This window comes from Carnobacterium sp. (assembly GCF_040274425.1).
The window spans coordinates 1-3617 of the sequence record NZ_JBEMBC010000148.1 but is presented as its reverse complement, the minus strand read 5'-3'; the positions used below and the strand labels follow the sequence as shown (position 1 = coordinate 3617).

The 3617-nt window shown below is 31.5% G+C and carries 3 protein-coding genes and 1 pseudogene; 2 read left to right on the top strand and 2 right to left on the bottom strand.

What is annotated here, in order from left to right; all coding sequences use genetic code 11:
* Window positions 1-488, bottom strand: a pseudogene (locus tag ABS911_RS14740) (WD40/YVTN/BNR-like repeat-containing protein); the annotation flags it as partial.
* A 128-nt stretch (window positions 489-616) separates the two neighbouring features.
* Window positions 617-2266, bottom strand: a complete 1650-nt coding sequence (locus ABS911_RS14735) for a putative polysaccharide biosynthesis protein (RefSeq protein ID WP_350468183.1) — start codon at window positions 2264-2266, stop codon at window positions 617-619.
* A 259-nt stretch (window positions 2267-2525) separates the two neighbouring features.
* Between ABS911_RS14735 and ABS911_RS14730 the strand changes: the two genes are divergently transcribed.
* Complete coding sequence (locus ABS911_RS14730; protein WP_463063312.1) at window positions 2526-3041, top strand: MepB family protein; 516 nt, start codon at window positions 2526-2528, stop codon at window positions 3039-3041.
* Between the two features lie 13 nt (window positions 3042-3054).
* Window positions 3055-3609 (top strand): nucleotidyltransferase family protein, encoded by a 555-nt coding sequence (locus tag ABS911_RS14725; RefSeq protein WP_350468182.1) that lies wholly within the window; start codon window positions 3055-3057, stop codon window positions 3607-3609.
* Window positions 3610-3617 lie beyond the last annotated feature (8 nt).

Genomic DNA, 3617 nt, shown 5'->3' with positions numbered 1-3617 from the left:
AATTCAACTTGATTACTGACATACAATTCTTCTGGCAAATCATACTTCGTTTCAAGATCTTCAAACAAGCCATTTAAACCAGCTTTGTAGATATTATTGTGAACAAATTGAACATCGCTAGATTTCAAATAGTCTTGGATCACAAAAGCTAATCTTCCTTGGGAATTTGTGCCACTTTGATAAAGACTTATACCAGATGCAAGTGTGATCAAAAGGAATGAATTCACACTGAACAGAAAGAGGAATTTGCTACGTCTTATAGAACGGGGAGAAGTTGATTGATTTTTATTGGTTTTCCATATGTACCAATAAAAACCCCAGCCAACCCAAACAAACAGACTAAGAAAAATGATTAGGATAATGGGAGCTTTCTGATCAATCCCGCCGTCTTGAGCAAGTGAACATAAGTAATAACACCCTATAGCGTAGATAGCTACGGTAATCGGATTAAAAATAAAAGCTCTCAATTTGTAATTTTTGTTCTTCAAGTAAATCTCATCCTCATTAGTATAAAATTTTCGGAAAGTTATAGGCATAGTTTAGCACTTTTTCAGTGTCTTATTCAATGAAGAAATGACTATAACTTTGGTATTATCAGTAACATTAATTTTCAATATTATTTTGAAAATAGTTTTAACTTATTTTTTAATTTTTTTGCATTGAAGCCAAGAAGCGCATCAGACAACCCAGTTTTAAAGGATAAAAATAGGTAAGTCATTATTCCGATAATGGCAGCAAAGGTGACGATAAGAAAACTATGCATTTTACGTTCAGGATCCAAAAATAGATAAAGAAAGTTTCTTACCAGCAATACAACAAGAAGCATTAGAATACATGAAAAAGAAATTAAAACAGTTCTTTTGAGCAGCAGTTTAATATCTGGATGAGTAATGTTGATTATTTTTTTTAGATTTAAGATGCAAATTATTCCGAATGAAATAGCAGTAGCTAGTAATGGACCATAAACTTCAAAAATTGAAATTAATGGGTATTGTAAAATCAGTTTTACTATAGCTCCTATAAGTAAGGTAAAGATGGCATATCTATTTTGATTAATACTTTGGAGAATACTTGAACTTAGCACATAAAAACCGAGGATAAATCCAGTTAAACAAGCTTGTATAAGAACTTTTGTCCCTAAGTTGCTTGGTTCATAAAATAGCGTGTAAAGAGGTTTTGCTAATAAAATCATTCCTAATATAGATGGGAGGGTGATAAAAAGGAAAAGTTGAATGTTGTTTGTCACCATCTTTGATAATGAAAGTTTGTTTTTTTTTGTAAAAAATTCTGTTAATAGAGGAAGACCAGCACTTGACAGCGATGTAGCTAAGGCAATTACAATCATTGTTAATTTATCAGGATTTGTACTGAAAATCGCAAATAATTCAGTTAAGCGCATATCAGAATAAGTAGAAATTTGACTCATGATTCTGGAAAATGTAAATTGATCAATTAATTTAAAAAGCGAAATACCTGAGGCCACAATGATAAAAGGTATCGATACTTGTAGGAGTTCTTTTAATAACCCTTTAGAGTTAATTTTCGACTTTTTATTTTGCAGAAATATGTCATTAAGTGGTGCCTCTTTATGTAGTTTAAATAATAAATAGACATAACTTACTATTAGACCAATAAAAGCTGCAAATGTTGAATGAACCACTGCTGTAACATAATTTCCGTTTAATACCTTCATAATAATAAAAGTTGAAAGCAGCATATAAATGACTCTTCCTATTTGTTCCAAAATTTGCGAAACAGCGTAAGGTTTCATTTGTTGGTTTCCTTGGAAATAACCTCTTATAACACTCATACTAGGAAAAAAAATAACAATAATACTTAAGGATCTGATGACTGCTGTCAAATCTTGACCACCACCAGAACTTTTTGCAATTATCGGCGAAAAAAGATACATACCAAAACTAGCTATGACTCCAATAAAGGTGGCTATTTTAAGAGAACTATAAAAGAACTGATTGCTCATTTCGGGATCATCCAATGAATTGTAATAAGCAATTTGTTTTGTTACAGCAGAAGGAATTCCAGCCGTGGAGATTAATAAAAATATAGCATATATATTATAACCCATTCCATAAAGTCCATTAGCTACTTTTGCATGTTCCCCCATCCAAGAATACCAAGGAATAATATAAATTAATCCAAGAAATCTAGAAAGAAAATTTCCGACAGTTAACCAAAAAGTCCCTTCAATCATCTTATTTGTTTTAGAACTTGTAGTTTCCTTGTTTAATTCATTAGATTCGTCCATAGTATCCTCCAACTTTTATTAGGCCAAAACTAGCTGTTAATTATTCAATTCAATCTATTACTAAACATTCAGAAGTAAGGTAAATGAACATACCAATTTATTGTCCTGCTATAAATAGTATACAATAAAAGAAAATAGAACTACGGCCAGTTGCTAAACGTAAGAAAAACTTTAAACACTATCTAAATTAGGTATACTTTAAGTACTTTTCTGAAAAAAATTTAAAATAGTCTATACTAACAGATAAAGAGGAGGGAAAGTGTTGAGTTTTAAGTCGATAAATTTAATAAACAATATGCTTACTGGTCTAGGAAAACCTAATATTACAGCTTTATCTGAGGAGAATCATAACTATGAATATGAGGGCATGAGCTTTAGTATTGCAGACAATACCTATCGGAGTCGCTTAGCTAAATTGACCCCAAGTAAAAAAGGGTATTTTGTAGTTTTCTGGAAGAAAAATGATACTAATAAAAATCAAGCCTATTCTTACGATGAAAGCCCAGAAAAGATAATAATTTCGGTTATAGATAATGAATTACAAGGACAATTTATTTTCCCAAAATCTATATTACTTAAACAAGGAGTTTTGAGAACAGGAAATTCTAAAGGGAAAATGGCAATACGGGTTTACCCTTCTTGGGAGAATGGGCTAAACCAATCTGCAATAAAGACTCAAGAGTGGCAGAGGGAGTACTTTATTGATTTATCAAACGAAGTAGATAACAATAGGCTAACAAAACTATATTTTTCTAAATTAATTAACTTAAAGTGAAGGGGTGTTCAACGTGACTAATTACGAAAAACAATTGATAGAAATGATTGAACAGAACACTTACATAGTATCGATTCTAGAAACAGTTGAGAAATTAAAGGTAAATGATGCCTGGGTATGTGCGGGGCTTATTCGAAATAAAGTATGGGATAGTTTGCATAATACAATAACGACTATAAATGATATTGATGTTATTTATTTTGATACTGCAGATATTTCCTGGGAAATGGAAAAGCAGTTGGAAGCAGAGTTAAAAGCTTTGTTTCCAAATCAACCTTGGTCAGTAAAAAATCAAGCCCGTATGCATTTGAAAAGCGGCTTTGATCCTTTTACTTCGTCATCTGCTGGTGTTGCCCATTTTCCAGAAACTCCAACTGCAATAGCTGTGAGGCTTTGCAAGAATAATCTTGAAATTATGGCTCCCTATGGAATAAAGGATTTATTTGAAATGAAGGTGAAGCCTACACCCTTTTATCAAAATAATAGCGAATTTCATTCAATATATGTTGAACGCATTAAAGACAAAGAATGGGATAAAATATGGCGGAATTTATCTATAGAATTTTAAAAATAAAC